The sequence below is a fragment of the Brenneria nigrifluens DSM 30175 = ATCC 13028 genome (assembly GCF_005484965.1).
GTDB classification, from domain to species: domain Bacteria; phylum Pseudomonadota; class Gammaproteobacteria; order Enterobacterales; family Enterobacteriaceae; genus Brenneria; species Brenneria nigrifluens.
Genome location: NZ_CP034036.1, coordinates 3,282,646 through 3,298,900 on the forward strand (window position 1 = coordinate 3,282,646; position 16,255 = coordinate 3,298,900).

Here is a 16,255-nt window from a genome sequence, read left to right on the forward strand (position 1 = left end):
GCGACGCTACAACGCCCGAAAAGAAATCTCTGTCGGGATAACCTCGCCCTGCCAGTAAAGCTGCGCCGCAACCTGCCCGGCCAGCTCGCGGTATAATGAGGTAAATTCACCGTCGGGATGGCTGACCACCGTCGGTTCGCCGCGATCCAGATCCTCACGCAGCGAAATATGCAGCGGCAATTGTCCGAGCAGCGCGCAGTGGTATTTTTCCGCCAGCCGCTGCGCGCCGCCGGCGCCGAAAATCGGCTCCAGATGGCCGCAATGGCTGCAAATATGGACGCTCATATTTTCCACGATGCCGAGAACCGGCACGCTGACTTTCTCAAACATGGCGATACCCTTCATGGCATCCATCAGGGCGATATCCTGCGGCGTGGTCACCACCACCGCGCCGGTGACCGGAATGCTCTGCGCCAGCGTCAGTTGGATATCCCCGGTGCCCGGCGGCATATCCAGCACCAGATAATCCAGGTCCGGCCAGAGGGTGTCCTGCAACAGCTGCAACAGCGCTTTACTGGCCATCGGCCCGCGCCACACCATGGCGTTATCATCGGTAACCAGGTAGCCAATGGAATTGGTCGCCAGCCCGTGCGCCATAATCGGCGCCATATGCTGACCGTCCGGCGAGGTGGGCCGCTCGCTCGCCGCGCCCAGCATGGTAGGAATCGACGGCCCGTAGATATCGGCGTCCAGAATGCCGACATTGGCGCCTTCCGCGGCCAGCGCCAGCGCCATATTCACCGCGGTGCTGGATTTGCCGACGCCGCCCTTGCCGGAGCTGACCGCGATAATATTTTTCACCCCTTTTACCCCGGCCTGATCGTTCACCCGGCGCAAGGTGGCGATACTGTGCGTCAAACGCCACTCCAGCGCTTTCGCCCCGGACAGGCGCAGCAGCTCATCGCTTACCGCTTCCTTTAACGCTTCCAGACCGCTCAGCCAGGCAAACGGCATGGTCAATTCAATATGCAGCACATCGTCCAGCAGCGCGCAGTGGTGCAGCGCATGCAGCGTGGTGAGATTATTTTTCAACGTCGGGTGCTGAAAAGTCGACAGAACCCCGGTAACCAGGGCGCGCAGAGCGTCCGGACGCCGATCGGGGAGTTTAGAGTTCATTCCGGCTCCTTGAATTTTTCATTTTTTAACCGATAGAAAACGGTTATAGCATACCAGAAGGAGACCCCGACATTCATACTCAATCATCCGCCCGGCCATATCCATGCGGAAAGGATTTAGGCGAGGCAGCGGTTTACGCAGCAAGGCGCTATCGGTTAACATCAACTTCCCTCTATCACAAAAGAAAGCAAGTTCCTCATGACTCAAGTCGCAAAGAAAATATTGGTAACGTGCGCGCTGCCTTATGCCAACGGTTCGATCCACCTCGGTCATATGCTTGAACACATTCAGGCGGATATCTGGGTTCGGTATCAGCGAATGCGCGACAACCAGGTTTACTTTATCTGTGCGGACGATGCCCACGGCACGCCGATCATGCTGAAAGCCCAGCAGATGGGGATCGCCCCCGAGCAGATGATTGCGGCGATAAGTCAGGAACATCAGCAGGATTTCGCCGGCTTCAACATCAGCTACGACAACTATCACTCCACGCACAGTGAAGAAAACCGCGAGCTGTCCGGTCTGATTTATCGCCGGCTCAAGGAGAACGGTTTTATTAAAAACCGCACCATCTCGCAGCTTTACGATCCGGAAAAAGGCATGTTCCTGCCGGACCGCTTCGTCAAGGGCGCCTGCCCGAGATGTAAAGCGGCCGATCAGTATGGCGATAACTGCGAAGTCTGCGGGGCGACCTACAGCCCGACCGAACTTATCGATCCGAAGTCGGCCGTTTCGGGCGCCACGCCGGTAATGCGCGAGTCCGAGCATTTCTTTTTTGACTTGCCCGCCTTCAGCGACATGCTGCAAGCTTGGACGCGCTCCGGCGCGCTGCAGGAGCAGGTTGCCAATAAGATGCAGGAGTGGTTCGACGCCGGCCTGCAACAGTGGGATATCTCCCGCGACGCCCCTTACTTCGGCTTTGAAGTCCCGGACGCGCCGGGCAAGTATTTCTATGTCTGGCTGGATGCGCCAATCGGCTACATGGGCTCATTCAAAAATCTATGCGATAAGCGCGGAGATATCGATTTCGATGAGTTCTGGCGCCAGGACTCCACCGCCGAGCTATATCACTTTATCGGTAAAGACATTGTTTATTTTCATAGCCTGTTTTGGCCCGCCATGCTGGAAGGCAGTAATTTCCGTAAACCCACCAATCTGTTTGTCCACGGTTATGTGACGGTCAACGGCGCCAAGATGTCAAAATCGCGCGGCACCTTTATCAAGGCCGATACCTACCTCAAGCACCTGGATGCGGACTGCCTGCGCTATTACTACGCCGCCAAGCTCTCTTCGCGCATCGACGACATCGACCTTAATCTGGAAGACTTCGTCCAGCGCGTGAACGCCGATATCGTCAACAAGCTGGTCAATCTGGCCTCCCGTAACGCCGGTTTTATCAACAAGCGTTTCGACGGCAGGCTGGCCGATACGCTGGCCGACGCGGAGCTGTATAAAACCTTTACCGACGCCGCCGCCGGCATTGCCGATGCCTATAATCAGCGTGAGACCGGCCGGGCAATCCGCGAGGTGATGGCGCTGGCCGATCTGGCCAACCGTTACGTCGACGAGCAGGCGCCGTGGGTGGTGGCGAAAGAGGAAGGCCGCGACGCCGACCTGCAGGCCATCTGCTCTATGGGAATCAACCTGTTCCGCGTACTGATGACCTACCTGAAACCGGTGCTGCCGTCGCTGGCGGAGCGGGCGGAGTCTTTCCTGAACCAGGAACTGCGTTGGAATGAGATCGCCGCGCCGTTGCTGGGCCATCGCATCAACGCCTTCAAGGCGCTGTTCAACCGCATCGATGCGGATAAAGTCAACGATATGGTGAACGCCTCCAAAGAGGACATGACGGCGACGAAAACCGCTTCCGGCCCGCTGGCGGAGACCCCGGTGCAGGAAATTATCGGCTTTGACGACTTTGACAAGGTGGATATGCGTATCGCCCTGATCAAACAGGCTGAGTTGGTTGACGGCTCCGATAAGCTACTGCGCCTGACGCTGGATCTTGGCGGTGAAACCCGTCAGGTATTCTCCGGCATCCGTAGCGCTTATCCCGATCCGTCTGTGCTGGAAGGCCGGCTGACCGTGATGGTCGCCAACCTGGCGCCGCGCAAAATGCGCTTTGGCCTATCCGAAGGAATGGTGATGGCGGCGGGCCCCGGCGGGAAAGATATCTTCCTGCTCAGCCCGGACAGCGGGGCGCAACCCGGTATGCAGGTCAAATAATCCCGCGCTCAGGCCGAACATCCGTTCGGCCTGCTATTTTCGCCGCTTTTTCCGATTGTCGTCCGCCGTCTTCCCTTGCCTGCCTCGTTACACTATCGAACCTAAATTCAGCACATATTTAACTCCTCGCCGTATAAAACGTGATACGGCGCACATAATTCATATCTATCGAGGGTTAATCAGATACTTTAAATACTCAAATTTTGATTTCGCGCAAAGCCCACTTTTTTGTATTGTTAAATGCAGAAACAGCGCTCCCTTTAAACAAACCAAAGGTTATAACTTGCGCCCAAAAGTCATAACGCCGCCCCATTCCTCCCCTATAACATAGCGGTTATGATGCGCTATCGTCGCGGAACAGACATCCAGACATAAAGACAGCTATAAAACTGTCGCCCACTGCCAACATAATATAATGCTGATACACCATGGAGCCGATAAATGAAAAAATTTACCCCTGCACTGCTAGCGCTGAGTCTGACGACCGCTTTCCCGGTATTTTCCGCCGAGACCGCCGCCATTGCGCCACTCCCGCAGGCGCTGGCGCAGCATGACGGCCCGGTGCGTATCGCGGTTATTCGTAATCTGGGGTCTGACGACAACACCACGCAGTTTATTTCCGGCGTGCTCGAAGAGGGCAAAAAGCTGGGCTTCAAGGTCAGCACCTTTCTGAGCAACGGCGACGACGCCCGCTTTCAGGATTTCGTCAATCAGGCCATCAGCCAGAAATACGACGGCATCATTCTCTCCCAGGGACGCGACCCCTACTCCACCGATTTGATCAAACGCATCGTCGACAGCGGCATCGCGGTTTCGGTGTTTGATACCGCCGTCAACGGCGAAATCCCCGGCGTGACTGTCTCTCAACAGGATGACGCTTCCCTCACCCATGGGTCGTTCGGTCAGTTGGTCAAGGACTTCAACGGCAAGGCCAATATCATCAAACTCTGGGTAGCAGGTTTCCCGCCGATGGAACGCCGCCAGCTCGCCTATCAGCAGCTTCTCAAGGAAAATCCCGGCATTAAAGAGCTGGAATCCATCGGCGCGGTATCATCGGATGTGCAGGGCGACACCGCCAACAAGGTCGGCGCGGTGCTGGCGAAATACCCGAAAGGCAAGATTGACGCCATCTGGGGTTCATGGGACGCATTCACCCAGGGGGCTTATAAGGCGCTGAAAGAAAACGGCCGTACCGAAATCAAAATCTACAGCATTGATATCTCGAATCAGGACCTGCAGCTGATGCGCGAAGCCAACAGTCCGTGGAAAGTGAGCGTGGCGGTCGATCCCAAACTGATCGGTAAAGTCAACCTGCGCCTGGTAGCCAATAAAATCGCCGGCGAACCGACGCCGGCCACCTATGAATTCAAAGCCGCGGTGATCCCTCAGGCGCTGTTAGCCAGCCAGCCGGGCCCGGTAAACGTGGCCGGACTGGGTAAAATCATTCCCGGCTGGGGCCAGACCGATGATTTTATCGCTCCGTGGTTCGCCACGCTGGAAGCCCAGGCCAAGGCTAAATAACAACGGAGACAACCGATGGCATCACAACCCCTGCCGACACCGGACTACAGCCGCAATATGCGGCTGATCGGACACAGCGACCAGGGAGGCAGATCCGATGGGGTGCAAGTCATGGTCCATCGCGGCTACGCCTATATCGGACATATGGTTTCACAGGGCGTATCCATCGTTGACGTCCGTGATGCCAAAAATCCCCGGCCGGCCGGCTTTATCGCCGCGCCGCCCGGAACCTGGAACATACACCTGCAGACGCACGATGATTTACTGCTGGTGGTCAACGCGCGGGATCTGTTCGCGGATGCCAGCTTCGCCGAAGAGAAAGTTTACTACACCCGTTCGGTCGCCGAGACGGTAAGCACCAAACAGCAGGACAAAAGCTGGAGCGCCGGGCTGCGCATCTTTGATATTTCCACGCCGCATACGCCGCGCGAAATCAGCTTTCTGCCGCTCGACGGCATCGGCATCCACCGTATCTGGTACGCCGGCGGCCGCTGGGCCTATGTTTCCGCGCTGCTGGACGGCTACAGCGACTACATTTTCCTCACCATCGACCTGGCCGATCCGCGCCATCCGGAGGTCGCCGGGCGCTACTGGCTGCCCGGCATGCATACCGCAGGCGGCGAAACAGCGAACTGGCCGCAAGGAAAGCGCTATGCGCTGCACCATGCCATCGTCAGCGGCGATACCGCCTACGGCAGTTGGCGCGACGGCGGATTGACACTGCTGGACGTCGGCGATCGCCGTCATCCCAAACTTATCAGCCACCGCAACTGGAGCCCGCCATTCGGCGGCGGCACGCACACCGCGCTGCCGCTGCCCGATCGCGACCTGCTTATCGTGCTGGACGAAGCGGTGCTGGACAATCAGGAAGACGGCGAGAAGCTTATCTGGGTGTTTGATATTCGGGAACCGCGCAATCCGGTCAGTATCGCCACCTTCCCGCAGCCCAACGAAACGGATTATGTGAAAAAAGGTGCCCACTTCGGTCCGCATAACCTGCACGAAAACCGGCCGGGGAGCTTTATCAGCTCATCGCTGATTTTCGCCACCTATCAGAACGCCGGCGTCCGGGCTTACGATATCAGCAACCCTTATCGGCCGAAGGAAACCGGCGCGCTGGTGCCGGCGGCGCCGCAAAAAATGGTCGACAAACGTCCCGGCCGACCGCGGGTGATCCAGTCCTGCGATGTGTTTGTCGATGCCGAGGGCATTATCTACAGCACCGACTACAACGCGGGCCTGTCGATCATCGAGTATCGCGGCTGACCGGACGACTTCGGATAGCGGCTATGTCGGATACCGCAGAGCGATAAGAAGAGGATCCCCGCCTGCGCGGGGACGACGGTGGTAATATTCGCAGGAGATGACCGGTGATACTCTTCACTACGAATGACATGATTGCCATTGGACTCAACCCAGCGCCAGAATGCTGACCCACATCGGTCCCTGCCCTACCGCATAACGCGCCAACGGCTGTAATGCGCCGTCCGCGGCGTTAATACGATACACCTCGATATGCCGGGATTTCTGTCCGGCGGAAATCAGGAATTCACCGCGATGGTCAATATTGAAACCGCGCGGCTGCGTCTCCGTCGGCTGATGTCCGCTTAATGACAGCACGCTGCCGTCTTCCGATACCTGGAAAATGCTTAACAGGCTAGCGGTGCGGTCGCTGGCGTAAAGAAAACGGCCGTCCGGCGTAATATGAATATCCGCCGCCCAGCGCGTATCGGCGAAATCGGCGGGCATCGCATCCAGCGTCTGAACCCGGCGCGGCTTGCCGTCCGGCGCGTTAAGCTGGTAAACATCCACTGAGCTGTTCAGTTCGTTCACGCAGTAGGCAAAACGCTGATTGGGATGAAACGCCATATGACGCGGTCCGGCGCCGGCGACGGAGGTCAAATCCGCCGGCTGATGCGTACTCAGTTCACCCGCGGCGCTCAAATCATACAGACGAATGCGATCTTCTTTCAGACAAGGCGCCCACACCAGCGAATTGGTCGGATCGATATTGGTGGAATGACAGCCTTCCAGGCCGTCCAACTGCTGGATCGGCGCGCCTGCCAGACCGTTTTCATCGATCGGGCTGACGCTGACGCTGGCGCCGCTGTAGGAGGCGCTGAACAGGAAACGCCCCTGGCGATCGGTAGATAGGTGCGTGGGGCTGCCGGGTAACGGCGCCGACCCGGCCTCAGTCAACAGGCCTTTATCATCAATACGGTAACTGATAACGCTAAACGCCGGGCGCACGCCCACGTATAAATGACGCCTATCGGGCGCAATCACCATCGGCTGTACCTGTCCGGGCGCTTCAACCACCTGTAATAACGTCAGTTCGCCCCGGGCGCCAAGTTGCCATACATGGATCTGCTGACTCTCCGGACTGGCGACATAAACCACTTGCTGCATCCTATTCTCCTTTTCATTCATGCGAATTTTACTGCTCAGGCATACGTAGAATTTTTTATCAAAAGCAGAGATGAGTCATCTTTCTCATATTTTGCGCAACCTGACTTAAGGTGTACCATCATGCCCATATCTTTATTCTACAACCACTTTACGAGACTACTATGGCCTATCGTGTAATTGCGCTCGATCTCGACGGAACGCTTCTGGATCGACAGAAAAGAATCTTGCCGGAATCACTTGCCGCATTAGCGCTGGCGCGCCAGCAAGGTATCAAAGTGGTTATCGTCACCGGCCGCCATCATTCGGCGATCCATCCTTTTTACCAGGCGCTGCAACTCGATACCCCCGCCATCTGCTGCAACGGGACCTACGTGTACGACTATCTGTCGGGTCAGGCGTCTCATACCAGCCCGCTCTCCGCCGATCAGGCGCGAAGCGTTCTGGAGCTACTGCAAAAATTCGCCATCCACGGCCTGATGTACGCCGATGACGCCATGTATTACCAGCATCCGACCGGACATGTTACCCGCACCCAGGCCTGGGCCGCCTCATTGCCGGAACTGCAGCGCCCGTCGTTCATACAGGTCGGGGATTTGGCGCAACAGGCGGATTTATCGCACGCCATCTGGAAGTTCGCCACCCACCACGCGGATATCCCTACCTTAAACGATTTCTCCGGCACCGTGGAGCAAGAACTCGGTTTAGCCTGCGAGTGGTCGTGGCAGGATCAGGTGGATATCGCGCAAACCGGCAATAGCAAAGGTAAGCTGCTGCGCCAATGGGTTGAAGAGCAAGGCATGCGCATGCAGGAGGTTGTCGCCTTTGGCGATAACTTTAACGATCTCAGCATGCTTAAGAGCGCCGGACTCGGCGTGGCGATGGGCAACAGCGCGGATGAAATCAAAGCCTGCGCCGATCTGGTTATCGGCCATAACGAAGAACCCGGCATCGCCGAGGTGATCCGCAGCAGAGTGTTGAGATAAAAAATCGCCAGCGGCGGCCTGAAGGGCGGCGGGCAGCCCGTGAGCATCCGGACTACTTCTTATCGTTGGCTATCCCTGAGACGAGTCACTCCACGCGACTCCAACATGCGCCGTGTGCTCTCAAGCTCTTTTTGCAGTAACTCGGCATCCGGCAGCACCGTCCGATAGTTTGCGGCCATGACCTTGGTGGGCAACCCTTCCAGCGCATACCTCGCTAGGGCGTGCCCCTTGTCAGCGCAGAGAATCAAGCCCACAGGGGGATTCTCACCGGGAAAGGTCCAGTGCTCCTTGGCATAGTTGCAGTACATATGCATCTGGCCCACGTCGGCATGAGACAGGCTGCCAAGCTTCAGATCGACGATAACCAGGCACCGCAGCCGTCGATGGAATAACAGCAAATCCACCCGATACCAGGTCTGGTCAATGCGCAATCGGCGCTGCCGCCCGATAAACGTAAATCCGTCGCCGAGTTCAAGCAGAAAATCCTCCAGCCGCTGGATCAAGGCCTCTTCAAGATCGGATTCCGAATACTCGTCCTTGAGGTCCAGAAACTCCAGCACATATGGGTCTTTGATCGCTTCGTCGGGCGTGACCGTATCTTCCGGCTTCGGCATCGAACCTTCGGCCAGCATTGCGACCTTGTCCCTGGACAGCGCCGTCCGCTCATAGAACTGACTACTAATCTGCCGATCGAGCTGGCGCACGCTCCATCCTCCCTGCAAAGCTTCGTTTTCATAGAACTGACGGGCATGAACATCTTTGACAGATAGCAGCCGGACGTATGCGGACCACGGCAGCGTGAAAACCTGCGCTAATTCGTCAAGTCGCCAGGCGCGCGTCTGCATTATCCTGGAATCCCTTTGCGATGGAGTTGGAGAAGATTCGCCAGACAGCGTCTGGCGAATTGGCCAAGTCAAAAAGAATGATCGCATCTGCTGCAAGTTCTGGCGACTAAATCCGCGACCGAATCGCTGGGCTAGGTCGTTCGAAAGCCGTTCAATCAACTGTTCACCGTAGCCGGCACGCCGCTTGCCCTGTTGCTCGGCTTCGACGATGCGGCGACCGATTTCCCAATAGCTCGCCGTCATCAACGCATTGACGCTGCGCGCTGCTGCGATCAGCGTTCGAATATCGCCTAGCAAAGTCGATGATTCAGCGTGAGTAACGGATGCTTTATGTTTGCGGCGGATACCACTCTCAGGGGGTGATCGACACGCTTTTTACCTGCGCATAGAGCGGCAGATTCGGGCGCAACGCCAGATCGTCCCGCGCCCAGGGGGTAATTCTCGCCCACAGGATTTGCTCGCCGACGGCGAGCTTCACCTCGATTTGATCCTCAACCTCAATACACTCCACCACCCTGGCCGGCAATATATTGCGGATGCTGCTCACCTGCGGCGGCTGGAGCACCAGCGACACATCCGCGGCGTTAATGCGGATACGCAACGGCGTATCAAGCGGCGCGTCAACCTTTCCCACCCACAGGTGCCGCTCGCCCAGCGACAGCGCCGTCATCGCGTAGCGGTCATGGTGCTCCAGCACGCGCACATTGAGTATGCTGCTCTGCTCTTCCCGCGGCAGCCAGGGACGTAACGCGCTGCTGGCCCAGACCTCCTCCAGCGGCCCCTGCGCTTTCACTTTGCCCCGGTCCAGCACCAGTACCCGATCCGCCAGCCGCAGAACTTCCTCCATGCTGTGGCTGACATACAGAATGGGAATATTCACTTCTTTCGCCAGCCGCTCCAGATAAGGCAGCAGCTCGCGCTTTCGCGGCAGGTCGAGGGAGGCCAGCGGCTCATCCATCAGCAGCAGTTGGGGTGCGGTCAATAAGGCGCGGCCGATCGCCACGCGCTGCTTTTCACCGCCGGATAACGTCAGCGGATAGCGATTGAGCAGCGGTGCGATTCCCAACAGCGCGACAATATCATCAAACTGTTTGCCCATGGCCGCGGCCATGCCATAACGCAGATTACCGCGCACGCGATAATGAGGGAAAAGGCGCCCATCCTGAAAAACATAGCCGATACGGCGCTTTTCCGGCGGCAGGAAAATCCCCCGCCCGGTGTCCGCCAACACGCGATCGTTAAGCAGAATACGCCCCGAGTCGGGCCGGGTTAAGCCGACAATGGTATTGATTAACGACGTTTTCCCCGCGCCGGAGACGCCAAAAACGGCGGTAATGCCGCTGGCGGGTAAATCCTCTTTAACGCTGAGCTTCAGATCGCCAAGCTGCTGGTTAAAATCGAGTTGCAGCATTATTCCCCCAACCGCTTACGGCTCCAGCGCGTCAGCCATTCCGACAATAATAACGACACCAGCGAGAGCGCAATCGCGATAACGCACAGCCGCGCGGCGGCGGATTCCGCTCCGGGCGTTTCGATCAGCGTATACATCGCCAGCGGGATGGTTCGCGTCTCCCCCGGAATATTGGAAACAAAAGTGATGGTGGCGCCGAACTCGCCCAGAGAACGGGCGAAAGCCAGAACCGTGCCGACCACAATGCCGGGAAAAGAGAGCGGCAGGGTAATGGTGAAAAATACCCGCCAGGGCGCGGCGCCCAGCGTGCGCGCCGCCTGTTCAAGACGCCGGTCCACCGCTTCCAGCGACAAACGTATCGCTCTGACCATCAGGGGAAAAGCGACGATCGCCGACGCCAGCGCCGCGCCGCGCCAACTGAAACTGAAGCTGAAACCAAACCAGTCATACAGCCAGACGCCAATCACTCCCCGGCGCCCCATCGCCACCAGCAACAGATAACCGATGACCACCGGCGGCAACACCAGCGGCAGATGGATCACGCTATCCAGCAGGGACTTGCCGGGAAACCGGCAGCGCACCAGAATCCACGCCGTCAGTATCCCCAGCGGCAGGCTGCAAATCACCGCCACAACCGAAACTTTGAGGCTCAGCTCAACCGCCTGCCACTCGTAGTCGCTTAACATCATTAACGGGGGGTAAATCCATAGCGTTTAAACGCCGCGGCGGCCTGCGGCGTTTGCAGATAGGCATAAAAGGCGCTAACCGCCGGGTTTTGGCGATCTTTTACTATCGCCACCGGGTATTCCACCGGTTTATGGCTGCTGGCCGGGAATTGCCCGATAACCTTGACTTTATTACTGGCGACCACGTCCGAACCATACACAATACCCAAGGGCGCCTCTTCGCGTTCCACCAGCGCCATGGCGGCACGAACGCTATTCGCCCGCGCCATCAGCGGAGAAAGTTCATCCCACGCCTTCAGGTTTTGCAGCGCTTCTTTGGCATAGATGCCGGCCGGAACGTGATCCGGGTCGCCAACCGCCAGACGCCCGCCTTGCAGCAGACTTTTCCAGTCGGTTTTATCATTGATGGCGATCTCTTTTTGCTGACTGCTCTTGGGGGCAATCACCACCAGTTCATTACCTAACAGCGTATGGCGACTATCCGCGTCGATCAGATTTTTATCCTGGACATAATCCATCCACTGCTGATCGGCGGAGATGAACAGCTCCGCCGGCGCCCCCTGCTCAATCTGCCGGGCCAGGGTTGACGATGACGCAAATGAGGCGACAACCGCAACGTTTTTCTCTTTCTGATACTGCGCCGCAATCTCTTGCAGCGCGTTAGTCAGCGACGCCGCGGCGAATACCGTCACCTTTTCTTCCGCCGCCATTGCCGATACCGCCATGCCTGAGCTGAGCACCAGCGCCGCCAACCATTTCAACCATTGCCGTTTCATTTCCGTCTCCTGACCATCACCGTTGTGTAATTGATGATATAACGATAATTCCACCAGTGTCTATGTGGTTTAACGGCAATTTGCGCCAACATCAGAAAAACGCCCGGCGGCGTGCCGGCGTCAGAATTGAGGGATAGAAAGTAAATCAATGGAGGGTGGTCGGACCCCACCCCAACCCTCCCCTTCGCAGGGGAGGGAGTTTGGTCTCCTCCCCCTGACAAGGGGGAGGCCGGGAGGGGGTCGTAACGGCAAGGCGCTGAACTTTGTCAAAGCCTGAAATCAATACTGCTTTTTAGCGCCGCGCTCTTCCTTATGACCAATTTTGGAAAGAACGTTAAATACTTCGCCCAGACCGTAAATGGCGCCCAGAATGACCGCCATCATCACCGGTACCATGGCTACTGCAAATAGCAGGCTTTTTAATAAATCCAACATGCTTACCTCACTTATCGCAACGGCTACCGTTACTCCAGTCGCTCACTCTGTGAGCCGTTTCACCGTAAGCTATCATAATCACCGACCTGCAGTGTACCTTAACAAAGGAAAATAGCGCTGCCATTTGTGCGATTTGCCCCTGATGAAGAAAATGGCGACAATACAAACCATTAAAATCAGGCATCACTTACCCGGGCCCTTAGCCATGCATGCTGAAATCCTCCTTACCCTGAAACTCCAGCAGCGTTTATTTGCCGATCCGCGCCGCATCGAATTGCTGAAACAGGTCCGCCATAGCGGATCAATCAGTCAGGGCGCCAAAATGGCCGGGATCAGCTATAAAAGCGCCTGGGACGCCATCAACGAAATGAATCAGCTGGCCGAACATACCCTGGTTGAGCGCATGACCGGCGGAAAAGGCGGCGGCGGCGCCCGCATAACGGGCTATGGCGAACGGCTGATTCAGCTTTATGACCTGCTGGCGCAAATTCAGCAAAAAGCCTTTGACGTCCTGCAGGAAGACGGTTTGCCGCTGGATAGCCTACTGGCCGCCATCGCCCGTTTTTCGCTACAAACCAGCGCCAGAAATCAGTTTTTCGGCACCGTGCTCACCCGCAGCGATCGACCGGTGCAACAGCATCTGGACATTTTACTCGCCGATGGTAAAACCACCATCGGCGCGTTGATTACCCGGCAAAGCGCCGAGCGTTTACAGCTCCGGCCGGGTAAAGAAGTGCTGGCGCTGATTAAGGCGCCGTGGGTGAATTTACGCGCGGGGTCGCCCCCGGATGCGTCAGCGGACAACGTGCTGCGTGGGCGCATCGCCGGCATTCAGCCCGGCGCTGAAAACAGCGAAGTGCTGGTGACGCTGACCGGCGGGGAAACGCTGTGCGCCACCGTCCCCAATGAGGTGGTCTCGCAACAGCAGCTCAGGCAGGATGGGGATGTCAGCGCTTATTTTGACGCCGATAAAGTCATTATCGCCACGCTCTGTTAAATATGGGCCGACAGGCCATACAATCCCGCATTCTCAGATTACCGCCCGATTCGCTGACGAAGGATGGAAGATGTCGTTATTACATATATCGCAAGGGTTATTCCGGCTGGGTGATACCCGCATGCTGCGTCTGGATGAACTGACGCTGAGGAAAAATCAAGGCTGGGCGTTTGTCGGCGCAAACGGCAGCGGGAAATCGGCGCTGGCGCGGGCGCTGTCCGGCGAATTACCGCTGCTGAGCGGTGAACGCCGCTGCGATTTTCAGCGTGTCGTCCGCTTGTCGTTTGAGCAGTTGCAGCAGTTGGTCGCCGAGGAATGGCAGCGTAATAACACCGATATGCTGAGCGCCGACGAAGACGATACCGGGCGCACCACCGCCGAGGTAATTCAGGATAGGGTAAAAGATCGGGCGCGCTGTCAACAGCTTGCCCGGCAGTTTGGCATTGAACCGCTGCTGGAGCGCCGCTTCAAGTATCTTTCCACCGGCGAAACGCGCAAGACCATGCTGTGTCAGGCGCTGATGCCGCAGCCGGATCTGCTGATTCTCGACGAACCCTTTGACGGGCTTGACGTCGCCTCCCGCGGGCAACTGGCCGCGCAGTTGCCCGAACTGGCCGCCCAGGGATATACGCTGGTGCTGATCCTGAATCGGTTTGACGATATTCCTGATTTTATCAATCACCTGGGCATTCTTGCCGACTGTACGCTGACCCGCATCGGAGAACGCGAGCAGATCCTCTCGGAAGCCCTTATCGCCCAGTTGGCCTACGGCGAGAAACTGTCGGGCAGCGCCCTTCCCGAAGCGGAAAATCCGCGGCAGCACGCAAGGCTTCCCGCTGATCAAGCGCGCATCACGCTGCGCAACGGGGTCGTGCAGTACAACGATCGCCCGATACTGCACGGGCTGAACTGGGAGGTGCTGCCCGGCCAGCACTGGCAAATCGTCGGCCCGAACGGCGCGGGAAAATCCACCCTGTTGAGCCTGATTACCGGCGACCACCCGCAAGGCTACAGCAACGATCTCACGCTGTTCGGCCGCCGGCGCGGCAGCGGAGAAACCATCTGGGATATCAAACGGCATATCGGTTACGTCAGCAGCAGCCTGCATCTTGATTATCGCGTCAGCGTCAGCGTACGTAACGTTATCCTGTCCGGCTTTTTTGATTCGATCGGCATTTATCAGGCCGTTTCCGACCGCCAGCGCCAGTTGACCGGGCAATGGCTGACCCTGCTGGGCCTGAACGGTCCCCTGGCGGATGCGCCGTTCCAGGCTTTATCCTGGGGGCAACAGCGACTGGCGCTGATCGCCAGAGCGCTGGTTAAACACCCGGCCTTGCTGATCCTTGATGAACCCTTGCAGGGGCTGGATCCTCTTAACCGCCAACTGGTGCGCCGCTGGCTGGATATCCTGATTGGGGAAGGCGATACGCAGCTGCTGTTCGTCTCCCACCACGCCGAGGACGCGCCGCAGTGCATTACCCACCGGCTAACCTTCGTCGCCAGAGATGAGGCGTATGACTACCAAACGGAAGAAATCCCTCCCGCTTCCCGGCAAGGACAGGCTGAAGATAAAAGAACCTCAGGATTCTGATTGCTTTCGCGGCATAAAGTTACAATCCTATGAGACTCGTACGCGGAAATATTAGTAGTGATAACGATACCATTCAAAAAATATCCACGTAGCATAAGCGGCTACTTAAACTTTTTACTTACGTTTACTTGTTAAAATAATCATCGATAACGGACGCTGTTTTCGCGGCAGATCACCTTTTTCAGCCGCCAGCCATGTTATTTTTGCTGAAACGTCACGATAGAGGTCATTATGAACGTTCTTGTTACGGGTGGAAGCGGTTACATAGGCAGCCATACCAGCGTCCAGTTATTGGCCGCCGGGCATCATCCCGTCATTCTCGACAATTTATGCAACAGCAAAGCCAGCGTGGTTAAAACCATCACGCAATTGACGGGCAAAGCCCCCGATTTTTACCAGGGCGATATTCGCGACGGCGCGTTGCTGAATGACATTTTTTCCCGCCACGCCATTGATTCGGTGATCCATTTTGCCGGCTTGAAAGCCGTAGGGGAATCGGTCCGCAAACCGATAGACTACTATGACAACAACGTCTACGGTACGCTGGCGCTGGTCGAAGCCATGAAGCAGGCCGGGGTGAAAAACCTGATTTTCAGCTCCTCCGCCACGGTTTACGGCGACCAGCCGCGCATTCCCTATCAGGAGAGTTTCCCGACGGGCCATCCCGCCAGCCCATACGGCCGCAGCAAGCTTATGGTCGAGCAGATTTTACAGGATTTGCAGCATGCGGAGCCTGAGTGGAGCATTACCCTGCTGCGCTATTTCAATCCGGTCGGCGCCCATCCTTCAGGCGAAATGGGCGAAGATCCGCAGGGGATCCCCAACAATCTGATGCCCTATATCGCCCAGGTTGCGGTCGGCCGCCGTGAATCGCTGGCCATTTTCGGCAATGACTACCCGACGGAGGACGGCACCGGCGTGCGTGATTACATCCACGTTGTCGATCTGGCCGACGGTCACGTCGCGGCGATGAATACGCTGCAAAACCGCGCCGGAGTGCATATTTACAATCTGGGCGCCGGCGTCGGCTACAGCGTTTTGCAGGTGGTTAAGGCTTTCAGTCAGGCATGCGGCAAGCCGGTTGCCCATCACTTCGCCCCGCGCCGTCAGGGCGATCTGGCCGCCTACTGGGCCGATGCGCAAAAAGCCGCCGACGACCTGAACTGGCGGGTAAAACGTTCGCTGCAAGAGATGGCGCAGGATACCTGGCGCTGGCAATCCGCCCACCCTAACGGCTACCCGGACTAACTTGATGAGCC

The 16,255-nt window shown here is 57.3% G+C and carries 14 protein-coding genes; 7 read left to right on the top strand and 7 right to left on the bottom strand.

Annotated elements, in window-relative coordinates:
- Positions 1 to 6 precede the first annotated feature (6 nt).
- A complete protein-coding gene (apbC, locus tag EH206_RS15295) occupies positions 7 to 1,116 on the bottom strand; it encodes an iron-sulfur cluster carrier protein ApbC (protein ID WP_009113733.1) in 1,110 nt (369 codons plus the stop codon).
- A 198-nt stretch (positions 1,117 to 1,314) separates the two neighbouring features.
- Here apbC and metG point away from each other — a divergent pair, with 198 nt between their 5' ends.
- From metG to EH206_RS15310, 3 genes are all read left to right on the top strand, one after another.
- A complete protein-coding gene (gene metG, locus EH206_RS15300; RefSeq protein ID WP_009113734.1) occupies positions 1,315 to 3,342 on the top strand; it encodes a methionine--tRNA ligase in 2,028 nt (675 codons plus the stop codon).
- A gap of 441 nt (positions 3,343 to 3,783) precedes the next feature.
- Positions 3,784 to 4,863 carry a sugar ABC transporter substrate-binding protein gene (locus EH206_RS15305; RefSeq protein WP_009113735.1) on the top strand — a complete coding sequence of 360 codons (1,080 nt, stop codon included), beginning with the start codon at positions 3,784 to 3,786 and terminating at the stop codon, positions 4,861 to 4,863.
- A gap of 15 nt (positions 4,864 to 4,878) precedes the next feature.
- Positions 4,879 to 6,129, top strand: coding sequence for an LVIVD repeat-containing protein (locus EH206_RS15310; RefSeq protein ID WP_009113736.1), 1,251 nt, complete (start codon positions 4,879 to 4,881; stop codon positions 6,127 to 6,129).
- 144 nt (positions 6,130 to 6,273) lie between these two features.
- Here EH206_RS15310 and pgl read toward each other — a convergent pair whose 3' ends face one another.
- Positions 6,274 to 7,272: a 6-phosphogluconolactonase gene (gene pgl / locus EH206_RS15315; protein WP_009113737.1), complete on the bottom strand. Its 999-nt coding sequence runs from the start codon at positions 7,270 to 7,272 to the stop codon at positions 6,274 to 6,276.
- A gap of 161 nt (positions 7,273 to 7,433) precedes the next feature.
- Between pgl and EH206_RS15320 the strand changes: the two genes are divergently transcribed.
- Positions 7,434 to 8,255 carry a pyridoxal phosphatase gene (locus EH206_RS15320; protein WP_009113738.1) on the top strand — a complete coding sequence of 274 codons (822 nt, stop codon included), beginning with the start codon at positions 7,434 to 7,436 and terminating at the stop codon, positions 8,253 to 8,255.
- 59 nt (positions 8,256 to 8,314) lie between these two features.
- On the opposite strand, the gene EH206_RS15325 is transcribed toward EH206_RS15320, so the two are convergent.
- From EH206_RS15325 to EH206_RS15350, 5 genes are all read right to left on the bottom strand, one after another.
- The gene (locus EH206_RS15325) at positions 8,315 to 9,343 is read right to left on the bottom strand and encodes a PDDEXK nuclease domain-containing protein (protein WP_136163855.1); all 1,029 of its coding nucleotides are present in this window, start codon (positions 9,341 to 9,343) and stop codon (positions 8,315 to 8,317) included.
- Between the two features lie 109 nt (positions 9,344 to 9,452).
- Positions 9,453 to 10,511: a molybdenum ABC transporter ATP-binding protein ModC gene (gene modC / locus EH206_RS15330; RefSeq protein ID WP_009113740.1), complete on the bottom strand. Its 1,059-nt coding sequence runs from the start codon at positions 10,509 to 10,511 to the stop codon at positions 9,453 to 9,455.
- Entirely contained in the window at positions 10,511 to 11,200 is a 690-nt protein-coding gene (modB, locus tag EH206_RS15335; RefSeq protein ID WP_009113741.1) for a molybdate ABC transporter permease subunit, read from the bottom strand. Before modB ends, modC begins: the two co-directional genes overlap by 1 nt.
- Positions 11,200 to 11,973 carry a molybdate ABC transporter substrate-binding protein gene (gene modA, locus EH206_RS15340; protein WP_009113742.1) on the bottom strand — a complete coding sequence of 258 codons (774 nt, stop codon included), beginning with the start codon at positions 11,971 to 11,973 and terminating at the stop codon, positions 11,200 to 11,202. Before modA ends, modB begins: the two co-directional genes overlap by 1 nt.
- Positions 11,974 to 12,252: 279 nt before the next feature.
- Entirely contained in the window at positions 12,253 to 12,408 is a 156-nt protein-coding gene (locus tag EH206_RS15350; RefSeq protein ID WP_009113743.1) for an AcrZ family multidrug efflux pump-associated protein, read from the bottom strand.
- 205 nt (positions 12,409 to 12,613) lie between these two features.
- On the opposite strand from EH206_RS15350, the gene modE reads away from it, so the two are divergent.
- From modE to galE, 3 genes are all read left to right on the top strand, one after another.
- A complete protein-coding gene (gene modE / locus EH206_RS15355; RefSeq protein ID WP_040343323.1) occupies positions 12,614 to 13,405 on the top strand; it encodes a molybdenum-dependent transcriptional regulator in 792 nt (263 codons plus the stop codon).
- A gap of 70 nt (positions 13,406 to 13,475) precedes the next feature.
- Positions 13,476 to 14,996: a molybdate ABC transporter ATP-binding protein ModF gene (gene modF / locus EH206_RS15360; protein ID WP_009113745.1), complete on the top strand. Its 1,521-nt coding sequence runs from the start codon at positions 13,476 to 13,478 to the stop codon at positions 14,994 to 14,996.
- Between the two features lie 231 nt (positions 14,997 to 15,227).
- Entirely contained in the window at positions 15,228 to 16,244 is a 1,017-nt protein-coding gene (gene galE, locus EH206_RS15365; protein WP_009113746.1) for a UDP-glucose 4-epimerase GalE, read from the top strand.
- Positions 16,245 to 16,255: the final 11 nt, after the last annotated feature.